Origin of the sequence: Streptomyces iakyrus (genome assembly GCF_000717055.1) — a bacterium.
GTDB lineage: Bacteria > Actinomycetota > Actinomycetes > Streptomycetales > Streptomycetaceae > Streptomyces > Streptomyces iakyrus.
In genome coordinates this window covers 160,566-177,749 of record NZ_JNXI01000013.1, presented here as the reverse complement: position 1 = coordinate 177,749, position 17,184 = coordinate 160,566, and the positions used below count along the sequence as shown (strand labels likewise).

General features: G+C 68.6%; 16 protein-coding genes. 9 read left to right on the top strand and 7 right to left on the bottom strand.

Annotated elements, in window-relative coordinates; translation table 11 throughout:
* Positions 1-302: 302 nt before the first annotated feature.
* From rpmH to OO68_RS20715, 9 genes are all read left to right on the top strand, one after another.
* Positions 303-440 (top strand): 50S ribosomal protein L34, encoded by a 138-nt coding sequence (gene rpmH, locus OO68_RS44200; protein WP_003956500.1) that lies wholly within the window; start codon positions 303-305, stop codon positions 438-440.
* A gap of 21 nt (positions 441-461) precedes the next feature.
* Positions 462-833 carry a ribonuclease P protein component gene (gene rnpA / locus OO68_RS44195; RefSeq protein ID WP_078625383.1) on the top strand — a complete coding sequence of 124 codons (372 nt, stop codon included), beginning with the start codon at positions 462-464 and terminating at the stop codon, positions 831-833.
* Complete coding sequence (gene yidD / locus OO68_RS44190; RefSeq protein WP_078625382.1) at positions 830-1,204, top strand: membrane protein insertion efficiency factor YidD; 375 nt, start codon at positions 830-832, stop codon at positions 1,202-1,204. Before rnpA ends, yidD begins: the two co-directional genes overlap by 4 nt.
* Before the next feature lie 3 nt (positions 1,205-1,207).
* Positions 1,208-2,497, top strand: a complete 1,290-nt coding sequence (gene yidC, locus OO68_RS20740; RefSeq protein ID WP_033309901.1) for a membrane protein insertase YidC — start codon at positions 1,208-1,210, stop codon at positions 2,495-2,497.
* Positions 2,498-2,512: 15 nt separating this feature from the next.
* Positions 2,513-3,025, top strand: a complete 513-nt coding sequence (locus OO68_RS20735) for a Jag family protein (RefSeq protein ID WP_033309900.1) — start codon at positions 2,513-2,515, stop codon at positions 3,023-3,025.
* A gap of 125 nt (positions 3,026-3,150) precedes the next feature.
* Positions 3,151-3,867 carry a 16S rRNA (guanine(527)-N(7))-methyltransferase RsmG gene (rsmG, locus tag OO68_RS20730; protein ID WP_033309899.1) on the top strand — a complete coding sequence of 239 codons (717 nt, stop codon included), beginning with the start codon at positions 3,151-3,153 and terminating at the stop codon, positions 3,865-3,867.
* Between the two features lie 265 nt (positions 3,868-4,132).
* Positions 4,133-5,209 carry a ParA family protein gene (locus tag OO68_RS20725; RefSeq protein ID WP_078625390.1) on the top strand — a complete coding sequence of 359 codons (1,077 nt, stop codon included), beginning with the start codon at positions 4,133-4,135 and terminating at the stop codon, positions 5,207-5,209.
* Entirely contained in the window at positions 5,206-6,306 is a 1,101-nt protein-coding gene (locus tag OO68_RS20720) for a ParB/RepB/Spo0J family partition protein (RefSeq protein ID WP_033309897.1), read from the top strand. The genes OO68_RS20725 and OO68_RS20720 overlap by 4 nt, the downstream gene beginning before the upstream one ends.
* 324 nt (positions 6,307-6,630) lie before the next feature.
* A complete protein-coding gene (locus OO68_RS20715) occupies positions 6,631-7,248 on the top strand; it encodes a GNAT family N-acetyltransferase (protein WP_033309896.1) in 618 nt (205 codons plus the stop codon).
* Between the two features lie 89 nt (positions 7,249-7,337).
* On the opposite strand, the gene trxA is transcribed toward OO68_RS20715, so the two are convergent.
* The 7 genes from trxA to OO68_RS20680 all read right to left on the bottom strand — a co-directional run bounded on the left by trxA (position 7,338) and on the right by OO68_RS20680 (position 17,139).
* Positions 7,338-7,670 (bottom strand): thioredoxin, encoded by a 333-nt coding sequence (trxA, locus tag OO68_RS20710; protein ID WP_030847066.1) that lies wholly within the window; start codon positions 7,668-7,670, stop codon positions 7,338-7,340.
* A gap of 44 nt (positions 7,671-7,714) precedes the next feature.
* A complete protein-coding gene (gene trxB, locus OO68_RS20705; protein ID WP_033309895.1) occupies positions 7,715-8,683 on the bottom strand; it encodes a thioredoxin-disulfide reductase in 969 nt (322 codons plus the stop codon).
* A 177-nt stretch (positions 8,684-8,860) separates the two neighbouring features.
* A complete protein-coding gene (locus tag OO68_RS20700) occupies positions 8,861-9,811 on the bottom strand; it encodes an anti-sigma factor family protein (protein ID WP_033309894.1) in 951 nt (316 codons plus the stop codon).
* Positions 9,808-10,533, bottom strand: a complete 726-nt coding sequence (gene sigM / locus OO68_RS20695) for an RNA polymerase sigma factor SigM (protein WP_033309893.1) — start codon at positions 10,531-10,533, stop codon at positions 9,808-9,810. Before sigM ends, OO68_RS20700 begins: the two co-directional genes overlap by 4 nt.
* A gap of 27 nt (positions 10,534-10,560) precedes the next feature.
* On the bottom strand, positions 10,561-12,255 hold the full coding sequence (locus tag OO68_RS20690; protein ID WP_033309892.1) for a protein kinase family protein: 1,695 nt from the start codon (positions 12,253-12,255) through the stop codon (positions 10,561-10,563).
* A 140-nt stretch (positions 12,256-12,395) separates the two neighbouring features.
* A complete protein-coding gene (gene murJ, locus OO68_RS20685; protein WP_033309891.1) occupies positions 12,396-14,690 on the bottom strand; it encodes a murein biosynthesis integral membrane protein MurJ in 2,295 nt (764 codons plus the stop codon).
* A gap of 43 nt (positions 14,691-14,733) precedes the next feature.
* Positions 14,734-17,139, bottom strand: a complete 2,406-nt coding sequence (locus tag OO68_RS20680; RefSeq protein WP_033309890.1) for a DUF6049 family protein — start codon at positions 17,137-17,139, stop codon at positions 14,734-14,736.
* Positions 17,140-17,184: the final 45 nt, after the last annotated feature.

The window sequence follows — 17,184 nt, the reverse complement described above, 5'->3', positions numbered from 1 at the left end:
GGGATAAGGGAACGAATCGGAGTTCCGTCACGGTAGTCAGGGCGGCCGGTAGGGTTCAAGTTGTTGTCCCCAGCCTGTGGACAAGTGTCTCCCGGCGACTCCTGGTTTGACCGGATGGCGTAGCCGCGCGTACCGTAACCAGGTCGAGTTGTCGATGGCTGCTGCCGCCTGCCTCCGATGGGCACAGATCATTTGGGTGATCGGTCAGCGGTGCACTCGGGCGTAACTGCGAGCTACTCGTGGGCGCACGGTGACAGCCAGGACGGCACCCCGCAACCACCGATTCTTTCTGGAGCCCCCGAGTGAGCAAGCGCACCTTCCAGCCGAACAACCGTCGTCGCGCGAAGACCCACGGCTTCCGGCTGCGTATGCGCACCCGTGCCGGCCGCGCGATTCTCGCGTCCCGCCGTAGCAAGGGTCGCGCCCGTCTGTCCGCCTGATTCCGATCAGGTCATGACGTCGTGCTGCCCACCGAGAACCGGCTGAGGCGGCGCGAGGACTTCGCGACCGCGGTACGGCGAGGCCGTCGGGCAGGGCGCCCGCACCTCGTCGTCCACCTTCGTAGCGGTGCCACGGACCCGCATGCGCCTGGGGAGAGCGCTCCCCCGACGCGTGCGGGTTTCGTCGTGAGCAAAGCAGTGGGTGGCGCGGTCGTGCGCAACAAGGTGAAGCGCAGGCTTCGCCACCTGATGCGCGAGCGAGTCGCCCAGCTGCCCCCCGGTAGCCTGGTAGTCGTACGAGCGCTGCCCGGATCGGGCGACGCCGACCATGCACAGCTGGCCCGAGACCTGGATGCCGCTCTCCAGCGGTTGCTGGGAGGGGGCGCCCGATGAAGTACCCGCTGCTGGCTCTGATCAAGCTCTACCAGTGGACGATCAGTCCGCTGCTCGGGCCGGTCTGCAAGTACTACCCGTCGTGCTCCCACTACGGCTACACGGCCATCGACCGGCATGGTGCCATCAAGGGAACGGCACTCACGGCATGGCGCATCCTGCGGTGCAACCCGTGGTCGCTGGGCGGTGTGGACCATGTCCCGCCGCGCAAGCGTCCGCGGTGGCACGAAATGCTGCGTAACGCGTGGCGCGCACGCAAGGGCGGGCCCTCCGCCGCTGGACCGGCCACCGAGGGACAGACTTCTCCCACAAGTCCGTCGAGTCCTTCGAGCCCGGCCGCAGAGACACCGTCCCATGCCCAAGGAGCATGATTAGTGGACACGATTGCCAGCCTCTTCAGCTTCATCACCACACCCGTCTCCTGGGTCATCGTCCAGTTCCACACGGTGTACGGCGCCATCTTCGGCCCTGACACCGGCTGGGCCTGGGGCCTGTCGATCGTGTCCCTGGTGATCCTGATCCGTATCTGCCTGATCCCGCTCTTCGTGAAGCAGATCAAGGCCACTCGGGCGATGCAGACGCTCCAGCCCGAGATGAAGAAGATCCAGGAGCGCTACAAGAACGACAAGCAGCGTCAGTCCGAAGAGATGATGAAGCTGTACAAGGAGACGGGCACCAACCCGCTCTCCTCGTGCCTTCCCATCCTGGCGCAGTCCCCGTTCTTCTTCGCCCTGTACCACGTGCTCAACAGCATCGCCTCGAACGACACCATCGGTGTGATCAACGAGAACCTGCTGCAGAGCGCGCAGAAGGCACACATCGTCGGTGCGCCCCTGGCGGTGAAGTTCACCGACAGCTCGTCGAAGGTGGAAGCGCTCGGTGCCTCGCTCACCGACGTGCGCGTGGTCACCGCCGTCATGATCGTCCTGATGTCGGCGTCGCAGTTCTTCACCCAGCGCCAGCTGATGACGAAGAACGTCGACACCACGGTGAAGACGCCGTTCATGCAGCAGCAGAAGATGCTGATGTACGTCTTCCCCGTCATGTTCGCCGTCTTCGGCATCAACTTCCCCGTCGGTGTCCTCGTCTACTGGCTGACCACCAACGTGTGGACCATGGGTCAGCAGATGTACGTCATCCGCAACAACCCGACCCCGGGTTCCAAGGCCCAGGCCGAGTACCTGGAGCGCCTGACCAAGCACGTCACGCAGCACAACAAGGTCGGCAAGCGCCGCGACCGGGCCATCGTCAAGGCCATCGTCGCCAAGGGCCGCGACCGCAACGAGTTCGAGCGGAAGTTCATCAACGGCCTGAGCAAGGCCAACCTCGCCGCCCAGGCCGACGGCACCGTGATCAAGAGCGACAGCGCGGCAGCGGTCGAGGCCGAGGACGGTACGACGATCACCGCCACCGGTGCTCCGAAGCGCCAGCAGCCGAAGCGGCAGAGCAAGTCGCAGCGTCAGCACGGCGGAGCCGGCGGTGCCAAGGCGGCTGGTGAGAACGAGCCGAAGACGTCGCTGACCAAGTCCGACGAGCCCGAGGACGCCAAGCCCGCCGCCGCTGCCAAGAAGGGCGGCGCGAAGCCCGCCGGCGGTACCCGCAGCAAGGCCCAGTCCGGACAGCGCAAGGGTCCGCAGCGGCCCAAGTCCCCGTCCAAGAAGTAAGAAGGAGTCCATCCCGTGACGGAAGGCACCACCTCCGCCGCTGCCGAGGGTGCAGACACCCTGACTCGCCTGGAGCAGGAAGGCGAGATCGCGGCGGACTATCTGGAGGGTCTGCTCGACATCGCCGATCTCGACGGCGATATCGACATGGACGTCGAGGCCGACCGCGCCTCCGTCTCGATCATCAGCGACGCGGGCGGCCGTGATCTGCAGAAGCTGGTCGGCCGTGACGGCGAGGTGCTGGAGGCGCTCCAGGAGCTCACTCGTCTGGCCGTTCACCGGGAGACCGGTGACCGCAGCCGCCTGATGCTGGACATCGCCGGCTACCGGGCACAGAAGCGCTCGGAGCTGTCCGAGCTGGGCGCCAAGGCTGCCGCGGAGGCCAAGAGCAGCGGTGAGGCCGTCAAGCTGAAGCCGATGACGCCCTTCGAACGCAAGGTCGTGCACGACGCGGTCAAGGCCGCGGGTCTGCGCAGCGAGTCCGAGGGCGAGGAGCCGCAGCGCTTCGTCGTCGTGCTGCCCGCCTGATCGGCCCCTACGTTCTCCGGCCCCGTCTGTTGCGCAGGCGGGGCCGAACTTTGTCAGCTTGATAGTTCTGGTGGTTCTGATGTCGGCGCCGGGTGCGCTGACGCGGTACGGAAGGACGGTCCCCCGTGACGGAGGCAGCGGAGCTTCCCCCCGCGCCCGAGCAGGCGCGCGAGGTGTTCGGTGATCGCTTCGCGGATGCGGTGCGGTACGCCGAGCTGCTCGCCGAGGCTGGCGTGAAGCGCGGTCTCATCGGCCCGCGGGAGGTGCCCCGCCTGTGGGAGCGGCACCTGCTGAACTGCGCGGTGCTCTCGGAGGTCGTGCCCGACGGCGTGACGGTGTGCGATGTCGGCTCCGGGGCCGGGCTTCCCGGTATTCCGCTGGCACTGGTCCGCACCGACCTGAAGATCACGCTCCTGGAGCCGTTGCTGCGGCGCACCAACTTCCTCACCGAGGTCGTGGAGCTGCTCGGCCTCGACCACGTGACCGTCATGCGTGGCCGGGCCGAAGAGGTCATGGGGAAGATCCAACCGGTCCATGTGGTGACGGCCCGGGCCGTGGCGCCGCTCGACCGGCTCGCCACCTGGGGTATCCCGCTGCTGAGGCCGTACGGGGAGATGCTCGCGCTCAAGGGCGACACCGCGGAGGAGGAGCTGAAGAGCGCGTCGACGGCGCTCAGCAAGCTGGGTGCGGTGGAGACCTCGATCCTGCATGTGGGTGAGGGTGTGGTGGACCCGATGTCCACCGTCGTGAGGGTCGAGGTCGGGGAGAGTCCCGGCGGTGTGCGCTTCGCCGCGAAGCGCGCCAAGGCGGCTCGCACGGGTCGGACGCGCCGACGGCGCTGATCCGTCCTGACGACGAGACGTACTCCACACAAGCTGCCAAACCGATGCAAGCCGGAGTGTCGCGACAGTCCGGCCTCGGCTGCTGTGCATCGTGTTTCACGTGAAACGTCGCTCACTGCTGCACGGCATCATCAGTCGTGGCCGCGCCGCGGCCGAACCCCGCGACCGGAAGCCTCTAGGGTCACTCGATGAGGGACCTGAGGTATCCACAGAGGTGGATTTCTCCACAGAACGACAGGCCTCACTGGTTCACGACCCCGAAGACATGGGAGGCTCTGTTCATTGCGAGCCTGAAGTCGAGGAGAGTGAATCCTTGCGGTCCGACGCCAACATCGCGGGACCGATGACCGATCCGGTCCCCGGTCCCCGTACCGAGTCGATGGGGGCGGATGTTTCACGTGAAACACCGCCTCCGATGGACGACACTCCCATCGGTCGTGCTGCCCAACTGGCGGTGGAGGCTCTGGGTCGTGCCGGCGAGGGTCTGCCACGGCCCGAGCAGACCCGAATCATCGTGGTCGCCAATCAGAAGGGCGGTGTGGGCAAGACGACGACGACCGTCAACCTTGCCGCTTCCCTGGCGCTGCACGGTGGCCGGGTCCTGGTGGTCGACCTCGACCCACAGGGCAATGCGTCCACGGCGCTGGGTATCGACCACCACGCCGAAGTCCCCTCCATCTACGACGTGTTGGTCGACAGCAGGCCGCTCTCCGAGGTGGTCCAGCCGGTCCCGGACGTCGAGGGTCTCTTCTGTGCTCCCGCCACGATCGATCTCGCCGGTGCGGAGATCGAGCTGGTGTCCCTGGTGGCACGGGAGAGCAGGCTTCAGCGTGCGATCCAGGCATACGAGCAGCCGTTGGACTACATCCTCATCGACTGCCCGCCCTCCCTCGGTCTCCTGACGGTCAATGCGTTGGTGGCGGGCCAGGAAGTTCTGATCCCTATCCAGTGCGAGTACTACGCGTTGGAAGGCCTCGGACAGCTGCTACGCAATGTCGACCTGGTACGGGGGCACCTCAACCCCGCCCTGCATGTGTCGACCATCCTGCTCACCATGTACGACGGCCGGACGCGGCTCGCGTCCCAGGTCGCGGACGAGGTGCGCACCCACTTCGGTGACGAGGTACTGCGGACGAGCATCCCCCGCTCCGTCCGTATCTCGGAGGCGCCGAGTTATGGGCAGACGGTACTGACTTACGATCCTGGATCGAGTGGTGCCCTCTCCTACCTTGAGGCGGCACGAGAGATCGCGCTGAAGGGCGTCGGCATCAGCTATGACGCGACGCACGCCCATATCGGCGTACAGCAGAACGACCCGAGCATGGTGGAGGGCATTCAGTGAGCGAGCGACGAAGGGGGCTGGGCCGTGGTCTCGGCGCACTGATCCCTGCTGCGCCGACGGAGAAGTCGGTGGCTCAGGCTGCGGCGGGGAACGCTGCCTCCACATCCCCTGCGGCAGTACCCGTCCTGCCGAACGACCGTGGAGTGGCCGCGGCGAAGGTAGCGACTCTGCCGACTGTTTCACGTGAAACAGAGGAGCCTGTGCAGCCGACTGCTCCCGCCGCGCCTGCGGCGCCTATCGGTGCGCACTTTGCCGAGATCCCGCTCGACTCCATCACGCCGAACCCGCGCCAGCCGCGTGAGGTGTTCGACGAGGACGCGCTGCACGAGCTCATCACCTCTATCAAGGAAGTGGGGCTCCTCCAGCCGGTCGTGGTACGGCAGGTGGGACCTGCCCGCTACGAGCTCATCATGGGTGAGCGCCGATGGCGTGCCTGCCGTGAGGCCGGGCTGGAGGCGATCCCGGCGATCGTGCGGGCCACGGAGGACGAGAAGCTCCTTCTGGACGCTCTCCTGGAGAACCTGCACCGCGCCCAGCTGAACCCCCTGGAAGAGGCAGCAGCCTACGACCAGCTGCTGAGGGACTTCAGCTGCACGCACGACCAGCTGGCGGACCGCATCGGCCGGTCTCGGCCGCAGGTCTCCAACACCCTGCGTCTGCTGAAGCTCTCGCCGGCCGTGCAGCGCCGGGTCGCCGCCGGGGTGCTCTCCGCCGGCCACGCCCGGGCACTGATCTCCGTCGAGGACCCGGAGGAGCAGGACCGTCTGGCCCACCGCATCGTGGCCGAGGGCCTCTCGGTGCGAGCCGTCGAGGAGATCGTGACCCTGATGGGATCGAGGCCTCAGAAGGCTCAGAAGCCCAAGGGCCCGCGTGCCGGTGCCCGGGTCTCTCCTGCGCTGTCGGACCTCGCCACGCGGCTGTCCGACCGCTTCGAGACCCGCGTGAAGGTCGACCTGGGGCAGAAGAAGGGCAAGATCACCGTCGAGTTCGCCTCGATGGAGGATCTTGAGCGGATCCTCGGCTCACTCGCTCCTGGCGAAGGGCCGGTCCTTCAGCAGGGTCTTCTGGAGGGCGACTCCGAGGAGAGCGAGTCCTGAGCCTCCGGCAAGGAGCATCTGCTGTGCGGGAGACAGAGCGGGCCGTGTCCGGTGTGTGCCGGAACGTGGCCCGCTCTTTCCTTTCTGGCGGTATCGATGGAATCGCATCGTCGATACGATGCGTTCGGGTACGGCGCAGCCACTTGGCAGCACCTCTGAGAGGGAGGCAGGGGCCATGCGAACCATGAGCCGCACCGGACTGGTGAGCACCGGTTTGGGGCTGGGAGCGGTCGGTGGGTTCATCGGCAGTCTCCTCAGGGAACGGAGCGCTCTGACAGCCGCCCGCGATGCGGCGGCGGGCGAAGGAAGCGAGGATCAGCCTTCATGGGCCGCCGGCTCGTACCGCTCACGCTGGACAACCTCCAGGACCTGCCCAAGCGTTGCCGTTCGTGTGTCTTCTGGGAACTCGACCCAGTCAGCGGTGAGGCCGCGGTAAAGGCGGGCACAGCAGCTTCGGAGAAGGAAGCCTGGATCTCGGCGGTTCTGTTGGACTGGGGATCCTGCGGACGGGTCGTGTATGTCGACGATGTGCCGGTGGGCTTCGTGCTCTATGCCCCGCCTGCCTATGTCCCCCGCTCCACGGCGTTTCCCACGAGTCCCGTCTCGCCTGATGCGGTGCAGCTGATCACCGCGTTCATCGTGCCGGGTTACCAAGGGCAGGGATTGGGCCGGGTGATGGTGCAGACGGTCGCCAAGGATCTGCTGCGACGTGGGTTCAAGGCGATCGAGGCCTTTGGCGATGCGCGCTGGAAGGAACCTGCTTGTGTGCTGCCCGCCGATCATCTTCTGGCGGTCGGCTTCAAGACGGTCCGCCAGCATCCCGCCCACCCCCGGCTGAGGCTGGAACTGAGGTCGACGCTCTCCTGGAAGGAAGACGTCGAGATGGCGTTGGACCGGCTGCTGGGTGCCGTGCAGAAGGAGCCGGCCCTGCGGCCGCTGTAGAGCAACCAAACGAATGGGCCAACCCTGCTGGGTTGGCCCATTCGTGTTTCACGTGAAACATGCACCGTCGGTGCGGCGGTTCAGCCGATTTACTCGGCGATGAACTCCTCAAGGTCACGAACGATCGCGGCCTTCGGCTTCGCCCCCACGATGGTCTTGGCGACCTCGCCACCCTGGTAGACGTTCAGGGTCGGGATGGACATGACGCCGTACTTGGCGGCCGTACCCGGGTTCTCGTCGATGTTCAGCTTGACGATCTCGATCTTGTCGCCGTACTCGGAGGCGATGGCCTCGAGGGACGGCGCGATCTGGCGGCAGGGACCGCACCACGCGGCCCAGAAGTCCACCAGAACAGGCTTGTCGCTCTTCAGGACGTCCTGCTCGAAGGAGTCGTCGGTCACGTTCTTCAGGGTGCCGGCCACGGAGGGCTCCTAACTGGTTGGTGCGTGGGGCGGGTAGTGAGAGGTCAGACAGAGGTCTTCTCGGGCTCGGGCTGCTCCTCGTCCGCCAGGGCGGCGAGGTAACGCTCGGCGTCGAGAGCTGCGGAGCAGCCGGTCCCGGCCGCGGTGATCGCCTGACGGTAGGTGTGGTCGACCACGTCGCCGGCACCGAAGACGCCGGTGAGGTTGGTGCGCGTCGACGGCGCTTCCACCTTCAGGTAGCCCTCTTCGTCCAGGTCGAGCTGGCCCTTGAAGAGCTCGGTACGAGGGTCGTGGCCGATGGCGATGAACAGTCCGGTCACCGGCAGGTCCGAGATCTCACCGGTCTTGAGGTTGCGCAGCTTCAGGCCCGAGAGCTTCGGGTCGCCCTGGATCTCGGCGACCTCGCTGTCCCACACGAAGTTGATCTTGGGGTCGGCGAAGGCGCGCTCCTGCATGGCCTTGGAGGCGCGCAGGGTGTCGCGGCGGTGGACGACGGTCACGGACTTGGCGAACCGGGAGAGGAAGGTGGCCTCCTCCATCGCGGTGTCACCACCACCGATCACGGCGATGTCCTGGTCCTTGAAGAAGAACCCGTCACAGGTGGCGCACCACGACACGCCACGGCCGGAGAGAGCGTCCTCGTTCGGCAGACCCAGCTTGCGGTGCTGCGAGCCGGTGGTGACGATGACGGCCTTGGCCTGGTGGACGGTGCCGGCCGTGTCCGTGACGGTCTTGATCTCGCCGCTCAGGTCCACGGCCACGATGTCGTCCGGGACGAGTTCGGCTCCGAAGCGCTCCGCCTGGGCGCGCATGTTGTCCATGAGGTCAGGACCCATGATGCCGTCCCGGAATCCCGGGAAGTTCTCGACGTCCGTGGTGTTCATGAGCGCGCCACCGGCGGTGACGGCCCCCTCGAACACCAGCGGCTTCAGCGACGCGCGCGCGGTATAGAGCGCCGCCGTGTAGCCGGCGGGCCCGGAGCCGATGATGATCACGTTACGGACGTCGCTCACGGCTTGATTCCTCGTCTCTGGACTGCGTCTTCGGCCGGTGGGAGATTCTCTGCGAGCTCTCACCCCACCCAACGGATCCTACGGGGCGCGCATTCCCGCTGTGTCCGGGCACACGGAGAACCGGCTCCTCGCGGTAGGCCCTGTGGGTGCCCCGCAGGGCGATGAAGAAGCGCTCGCTCAGGCGGACGGGTACGTGCGCTGCAGGAGCACCTTGCCGACGGCAGCGGACGCCTCTTGATCCACGCAGGTCGCGTCGACGATGTAGGCGGTGACGCGAGTGGTGTCCGAGGCGTCGGGAAGCAGCACGAGCATGGCCTTCTTCCCTTGGTAGGTGCCGTCCTCGGTGGCCAGGGCCGCATCGTCGCGTCCGATGCCTTCGCGGACGCAGCCGGGGACCACGGCTTCCCTCAGGGTCCTGTGCTCGTTGGTGCCGGGGGCTGTCGCTGCGCCGAAGGGGGTGCGGGAACCGCCGCCTTTGGTTTTGTTCTCGGACAGGAGATCGGTGACCTGCCTCTGCAGCTTGCCTTCGGAGAATGTGTCCGCGGCGGTGGTCTGCTGTTCGCCCGCCGTGTCATGGGGCGGCTTGTTGTCCCCGAGCGATGACAGCAAGACGGAGCCCAGTCCCAGGGCGGCCACCGTGAAGACGGTCCCCAGGACAGCGACCCTGCGGCGCCCGATGCGCGTGCGGTCCTTGCGGCCAGGCCCGGTGGTGGAGGACCGGGGGCGGCCGGCGGGTCGGTCGGCAGGCCGGTCCGTACGTGTCGATGTTTCACGTGAAACATGCGCACCGCTGTGGTCCCCGGACGGGGCACCGGCAGCGCCGGAACCGGGAGCAGTCTCCGGCTCCGGGCTCTCCTGGGATTCCGGGCCGCCGGCGTTCAGCAGGGCCTCGGCGGCGAGAGCGGCATCGATACGGCCCGCGACGTCGGCGGGCATACGCGGCGGTCCCGGCAGCGTCCCGAGCAGCCCCCGGATCTCCTCCAGGGAGGCGTACACATCCGCGCAGAGTTCACACTCGTCCAGGTGGCGGCGCAGGTCGGTGGTCCGGGACGGCGGGAGGAGCCCCTCGGCGAGGTCGGAGATCTCCGCGACGTCCGGGTGCCCGGCCATGTCTGTCGTCGACGTCACGCTCGTCCACCTCCGCCCTTTACTGCAGCTGAGTCGCTCGGTCCTGTGTCCGGGGATCCCGCTCGGGACGGGTCCGCTGCCGGTGGGACGGCCGGGCCCTGCGTCCGGTTCCGTTCTCCGCCCGGCTTCTTGCCCTCACCGCTGCCGTCTTGCCGTAGATGGGTGAGCAGCGGCAGGAGCCTGGCTCTTCCTCGTGCACATCTGCTCTTCACCGTGCCGGTGGGCACGTCGAGGATGCGGGCTGCCTCCGCGACCGGGTAGCCCTGCATGTCCACCAGGACGAGCGCGGCACGCTGGTCGGTCGGCAGGGTTCCCAGGGCTTCGATGAGCTGCCGGTGGAGATCGTTGCGCTCGGCTGGGGCCGAGGCCGACTCGTGCGGCTCCAGCAGCTGCTCCAGGCGCTCGGTGTCGTCGACGGGAGAGGTCTTCCGTGAGGCCGCCTTGCGGGCGCGGTCAAGGCAGGCGTTCACCGTGATCCTGTGCAGCCACGTTGTGACGGCCGACTGGCCTCGGAAGGTGTGGGCGGCCCGGTAGGCGGAGACCAGCGCGTCCTGGACGGCGTCGGCGGCTTCCTCGCGGTCGCCGAGCGTCCGCAGCGCGACGGCCCAGAGCCGGTCGCGATGCCGGCGCACGATCTCACCGAAGGCATCGGGGTCGCCTTCGACGTGGCGGGCGAGCAGATCCTGATCGCTCACTCCGTCACATCCGGTGCCGTCTGCCATCGGCCTCCTTCCTCGAGGCAGATGCCGTCAGCTGGTCACCTTGATGTCCGCCACCCTGCCGCGCCACTTGCCGTCGTCCGGCTGCAAGGGCAGCTTCGTCAACCACACGAGGAGGTACCGGCTCTTGAGCGCCTTGCCGGGCTTGAGCTGAACAGTCGTCCCTGAACCTTCGGCGACCTTGGTGTAGGCGTTGAGGGACGTCGGCTCCGTTCCCGCGCCCGAGCTCGCGCTGCGGAGCTCGACCGAGGTGTCCCCCACGAACGTGACCGTCACCTTACCGACCTGCTGCGCCTTGCCGAGGTCGAGGATGATGCCGACGCCCGACTTGAGGCGGCCGAAGTCCGGGCTCAGGTAGAAGTCCGTCTGCCAATAGGTGGCCTTGCTGTTGTCGTAGACCTTTCCTATGTCGGACGGCTTCTCTGTCTGATCCCCGAGGGGGTCGAAGTCGCGGGCAGCGCTGATGGCGATCGGCTTGCTGACCGGCTTCTTCGGGCTCTTGTCGTTCCCGTCGTTCGTCTGCGTCTGGCCCGGGTCCTCGTTCTTGCCGCCCTGGTCCAACAGGGCGTCCGCGAGCTGCCAGCTGCCAAGACCCAGAGCGGCGATCAGGAGTGCCGAGACGGCCCACTTCAGGGCCTTGCCCGTGCGGCTCTGGAGCGGGGGCGGCGGAGACGTGATCGGCTGGGTGACGCCGGGGTGCGGGCCCTGACGGCCGTAGGTGCCCTGCTGGTACGTCGTGCGCTGGTACTCGGGCGGGGCGGTGAACGCCGGCTCCGGCGGGCGGATGCGGGGCATCTCGCCGATCGCCTTCACCAACTCCTCCGGCGTGGTGCACGGCGACTCGTGCCGGGAGGCGGTGGCACCGTCGTTGGCGAGCGCACGCATCGAGAGCTCGGACAGACCGCGGTGTACACCGGCCCGCACCTGGTCGGGCGCGATCAAGCCGATGTCCTTCGGCAGGCCCGACAGACCGTAGGCATCGCTCTCGTAGGGCCAGCGTTGCGTGAGCGCCGCGTACAGCAGGGCGCCGATGGCCTCGGTGTCGGTGCGCTGCGGGGTGTCGGACGCGACGCCCCGCAGGGCGGCGTTCACGGCGAGGCCGCGGATGCGCCACTGTCCGGTCGAGGCGCGCAGTACGGCGTTGGGGTTCAGCCGCAGATGGGCGAGGCCCTCACGATGGGCTGCGGCCATGGCCGAGGAGACCTGACTGACCATCTGGTACGCGTCGTAGGGCTCCAGGGGCCCGGAGGCGAGGAGCGTGGTCAGTTCCGTCGCGTCGGGGAGCCACTCGTGGACGACGTAGACGACGTCGTTCTCCTCCACCGCGTCCAGCACCTGGACGAAGCGAGGGTCACCGAGGAGGGCGGAGGAGCGGGCGGCCGCCAGGACGGAGCGGGCCCGCGAGTGGTCGGCGGGCAGGATGTGCACGCCTACGGCACGGCGGAGCTTCTCGTCCACGGCACGCCAGCTGCTGAAACCGTCCAGACGGGTGACGCACTCCTCGAGGCGGTAGCGTCTGGCCAGTTTGTGACCACTGTGCAGTTCGGGCGGCGAGGTCGTGCCGGCACCGTCGGTCCGGGTGCTCTCCTGTACCTCGTCGCTGTCCGTGTCCCGCTCCCGGTTCTTGGCCACCCCGTCGGCCGTGGACTGGTCCGCCTGTGCGGTCAGCGACGTGTCGTCGCTGTTGTCTGCCACGTCGACGGCAGCCGTACTCCGTTCCGCCACCGTCGTTCCTGCCTCCCCATCCATTGCGCGCCGGCCGGCATTCATTGCGCGCCGCCCGAAGCCGAAACCAATTGTGCCCACAGTCCGCCGCTATGCACGACACGCGGTGGCTGACGATGGTTGTGCGCCTACCCCCCGACTCAGCGTCCCAGGCGTCCGCGGACCATGCCGACCAGCGAGTTGAGTTCCTCGATGCGCATGCGGCGGGCGGCGACGAAGAAGATACCGAGCAGCACGGCGCCGCCCGCCAGGACGGCGGCGAGCGATCCCGCGGGGCCTTGGCCGAGCGAATGTCCGATGCCGTAGCAGGCCGCGCCGCTGATCAGGGCGGCCGGGACCGACGCGATGCACAGCCGGGCGTATGTCCGCAGGACCCGGGCGCCGTCGAGGTCCCCGCCGAGGCGCTTGCGCAACCGGCGCCAGGCGACGCCGACGCCGATCGCGTAGGCCAGGCCGTACGAGGCGGCCATGCCGACCACGGCCCAGCGGGACGGGATGACGAAGTAGCAGACCGCCGAGGCGCCCGCGTTGACCGCGGCCACGATGACCGTGTTGTAGAAGGGAGTTCGGGTGTCCTCGTACGCGTAGAAGGCGCGCAGGACCACGTACTGCACCGAGTACGGGATCAGGCCGAGCCCGAACGCCATCAGCATGAAGCCCATGTTGGTGGCCTCGCTGGTGCCGGAGGAGCCGAACATCAGCGTGCACATCGGGATGCCGAGGGAGAGGAACCCGAACGCGATCGGCACGATCGCGACCGCCGTGGTGCGCAGGCCCTGGGAGATGTCGTCGCGGACGGCGCCCCCGTCGCCCTCGGCTGCCGAGCGGGACAGGCGCGGCAGCAGGGCGGCCATGAGGGAGACCGTGATGATGGCCTGCGGCAGGCCCCAGATCAGCTGGGCGTTGGCGTAGGCGGCGAAGCCGGTGCCGTCGACCGGCGAAGCCTTGCCCGCGGCGGTGGACAGCTGGATGACGATCATGGCGCCCGCCTGGTTGGCGAGGACGAACAGGACCGTCCACTTGGCCAGCGTGACGGCCTTGCCGAGGCCCTGGCCCTTCCAGTCGAAGCGCAGCCGCAGCCGGAAACCGGTCTCGCGCAGGTAGGGGATCATCGCCAGCGCCTGGACCACGAGGCCGAGCAGGACGCCGATGCCCAGCAGGCGCTGCCCCTCGGGCGGAATGGTGGTGGCCTTCATCCCGGAGTCGGCCGCGGTGCCGTAGACGTAGATGAACATGCCCAGCGTCACGATGATGACGATGTTGTTCAGGACCGGGGTCCACATCATGGCGCCGAACTTGCCGCGGGCGTTGAGGATCTGGCCCATCACCACGTGGATGCCCATGAAGAAGATCGTGGGCAGGAAGTACTGGGCGAAGGTGACGGCGACCTGGTTGGCGGCCGGGTCGCTGGCGACCCCGTTGGACAGCAGGCGGATCAGGAGCGGCGCGCCGAGGACCGAGAGAGCGGTGAGTGCGCCGAGCGTCACGATGACCAGGGTGAGCAGGCGGTTGGCGTAGGCCTCGCCGCCGTCGTCGTCCTCCTTCATGGCGCGCACGAGCTGCGGCACGAAGACGGAGTTGAGGCCGCCGCCGACGGTGAGGATGTAGATCATCGTCGGCAGTTGGTAGGCGACCTGGAAGGTGTCACCGAGGAGACCCACGCCCAGAGCGGACACGATCAGCGCCGAGCGGATGAAGCCGGTCAGGCGGGAGACCATCGTGCCCGCCGCCATCACGGCGCTGGATTTCATGAGGCCCGCGGCACGGCCACCCTTCGTGGGGGCGGACGAGGCGGTGGGCTCGGGGGCGGGCGCCTCGTCCACGAGGGGCGGTGTCGCCGCGGCCCGGCCGGGCGCCGCGTACTGGTCCTGCGGTGCGTACGGGCCCTGTGCCGTCTGCCCCGGAGCCGGGGAGGGGCCGGGCACCGACGGCGGGTCGTACGACGGGTGGCCGCTGCTCTGCTGCTGGTCCCGGAAGAGATGTGCGAACGCGTCCGGCTCCTGGCGCGGCTCACCCGCCTGGGAGACGAGATCGTCCACTCCCACGAACTGGGTGGTGCGGGGGTCGTCGCCGTACGGCAGGTGCCGCGTGGGGCCCTCCGGCTCCGGTGCGGGCGTCTGCGCCCACACCTGCGGGTCGGGCGCGTACGGCGACTGCGGCGGCTGGCCGTACAGCTGCTGCTGCGGCTGGTACGTGCCGGGAGCGGGCGGCGGGTGCGCGGCGCGGTCGTACAGCGCCTCGCCGACGGGGTCCTGGGCGGAGAGGTCCTGGGCCCGGTAGGGATCCTGGCCGTAGGCGTCCTGGAGGTACATGTCCGCGGGCGGCTGCGGCGGCACCTGGCCGTGCTCGGGCGGTGAACCCTCGGGCCCGCCCGCATCGGGGTGGCCCGGGCTGCCCGCGGCACGACCGCGGTCACCGTCGTACGGCGCGTTCATGGTTACCCCACCTCATCGTCCCGGGCCCACCGGCCACGACTTCTCAACGGTCCACTCTCTCACCCGTGCCGGACGGGCCGGCGCTTTCCGCTGCGGTGTCCGGGGCCGGGTCACTCGGCTGCTCCGGGCCGTCCGCCCGGGATTCCGCCTCGGTCTCCTGCTCAAGACGTGCGTCGGAGGTCTCCGGGTTCTGCGGGGCGTCGGCCTGGCTCCGCGCGCCGTCGGTGTCGTCGCCCGCCTCGGCCGTGTCGTCCTCCGCGGCCTCACGGGCGGCGGCGCGCTTGCGCTGCGTGTACATCCGGAAGCCCGCGAGGACCAGGAGCAGGACACCACCGCCGATGACCAGCATCACCGTGGGCGTGACCTCGGTGACCCTGACGTCGAAGGCGACCGGGGCGCCGTACCTCTGGCCGTCCTCCGTGTACAGCTGGGCGACGACCTTCGCCTGTCCGTTGGCGTTGGCCGACGTGGTGAACTTCACCGACTGGGCGTGGCCGCCGTTGACGGTGACGGGCTGCTCCTCGTAGGCGTCTCCGCCGATCTTGAGTCGCGTGGGGTTCTGTGACGTGAGCCGCAGCTTCAGGCGCTCGACGCCTTGGACGAGGTTGTTCTGGACGGTCACAGGGATCATGGCGCTGCGGCCGGAGAGCTTGGTCTCGGACTTCTGGATCAGCTTGACGCCGTCGATGAGTCCGTTGAGGTACGACTCGATGCCATCGCGGTATCCCACCGCCGCGACGCCCCGCCCGCGCCACGACGTGGACATCTCGCGGTTCATGGCCCGCCCGAAGGGGGTCACGACTCGCGACTGGCGGGTGAGGATGACCTTGAACTTGTCGAGCTTGCGCTGGGTCCTGGCGATCTGCTCGAAGGCGGCCCGGGGCAGCTCCTGCTTGCGCAGCGAGGGGGGGTATGCGGAGGCAGGCGGCACCTTCGTGTTGGCAGCGGGGTCCGGCTTGGCCTTGGCGGCGGCCGTGAGGTCCTGAGACTCGGACCAGTTCCCGCCCTGGAGGGCCGCCAGCGCCTCGGCCATGGCCTGCGCCTGGTTCACGGACGGCATGCGCTGCGGAGCCACGACGACGCTGCGCTGCTTGCCGGTCTGCAGGCCGAGCGTGAGGCTCTGGGCCAGGAAGCGCTGCACGGCGAGTGTGGAGGCGGAGGCCCTGGTGAGATCGCCCTGGAACGCTGTGGACATCCGGGAGTCCGCGACGACCGCCGTGGTGCCGCCGCCGATGGGCCGGGCCGCGGAGGGCGTGTACGACAGGTTGTCCTGGAGGCTGTCGCTGCGGGTGATGACCTTGTCGGCGCCTGCGGATGTGGCGACCTTCACGATCGACGGGTCGACGGCGCCGTCCACCGGCCAGACGAAGTCCGTGGACGGTTTCACGTGGAGGATCGTGTCCACCGTCTCGTCGGCGGCGTCGGTGGCCTCCTTGAGGTGGTTCAGCGAGCCGGTGACGTTCGTGCCGTTGTGGGCGAGGGAGGCCAGGTCGGGGTCGCCGAAGGGCAGGGCGGCCACCTCTTCGCCGGTGACCGCCTGCTGGAGCTCGGCCAGCCAGTGCTTGGCGATCTCCTGGTTCTTGCCGGGAGTGGTGCTGCCGTCCGCGGTGCGGACTTGGTAGCTCCCCGTCATCGCGTCGACTGACGCCAGCAGGTCCGGGTCGACCACCCAGGTGACGTCGAGGCCCTTGCCCAGCGACACCATCTGGTCGAGACGGCCGCCGGGGGCGATCTCCTCGGCGAGTTCGTCGTCACGGAAGACCGGCGTCTGCTGCTCGTTCGACCCCGTCTCGGCCGCCATGTGGGCGCTGGAGATCAGCGGCCACAGGAAGGTGGTCTTCGTCCTGGTGCCCGCTTCTTCCGGCTGCCACGGCAGGAACGTGCGCTGGATGCCGAGAACCTGCTCCCAGGGCTGCGCCGAGGTCTTCCCGGAGAGCGCGACGGCCAGCTGGTAGACGCCGTCGTCTCCGAGGTCGAGCTTGTCGGCCGGCACCGAGATGCTGAAGGGTTCCGCGACGCCGGGGGTGAGCGCGGGGAACTTCTCGGTGTACTTGCCGCCGACCTTCTCGCCGGAGGGGCCCTGGAGGTCGTCGCTCTTCTTGGCGAGGGTGTCGATCGCCGAGCGGGTTTCGAGTGGGGGCCCCACCTGCAGGTCGACGTGGGCGCCGGTGACCGTCTGCTTCCCGTTGTTGGTCACCGTGCCCGACACGGTGACCGTGTCCCCCTCGGAGGGGGCGCTGGGGCTGAGCGAGTCGACCGCGACCGATACCGAACCCGCGCTGGAGGCAACCTGCGGGGACTCCTGTCCGGCCGCGTCCGCCGGCGTCGCGGCGGGCAACTGGAGGAGTCCGGCCAGCAGGGGCGCACCGGCGAGCAGAGCCCCGGTACGCCGCAGCCAGCGGCGGGCAGGTGAGGCACTGGTCCCCTGGAAGTCTGCCGCCTCGGCCACGCGCTCGTCCGTCCCTCGTCGTCGTCAGTGGTCGTCGGAATGTGC